General features: G+C 68.5%; 1 pseudogene. It reads left to right on the top strand.

The annotated features are described in order from the left end of the window. Positions 1-321: pseudogene (locus G6R24_RS21490) on the top strand (helix-turn-helix domain-containing protein); the annotation flags it as partial.

The following is a 321-nucleotide window of genomic DNA, read 5'->3' as shown; positions in this document are numbered from 1 at the left end:
GGGCGACAATGTACCGTCGGCGCCACCCCGCACCCTCCACAGACATCCCGTCACGGACCCCGGCCGTCCACCCGGCAGCGCTTGACGACACCGAACGTGAACGGCTCCTGGAACTCCTCAACAGCGACCGGTTCGTCGACAAGTCCGCCGCCCAGGTCTGGGCGACCCTGCTCGACGAGGGTGTCTACCTGGCCAGCATGTCCACCATGTACCGGCTGCTGCGGGCCCGAGCCCAGACCGTCGAGCGGCGGGCCCAGGCCACCCACCCCGCCCGGAAGAAACCGGAACTCCTCGCGACCAGACCCAACGAAATCTGGAGCT

Source organism: Candidatus Frankia nodulisporulans, assembly GCF_902806475.1.
Taxonomy (GTDB): domain Bacteria; phylum Actinomycetota; class Actinomycetes; order Frankiales; family Frankiaceae; genus Frankia; species Frankia umida.
This window is presented reverse-complemented; position numbering and strand designations above follow the sequence as displayed.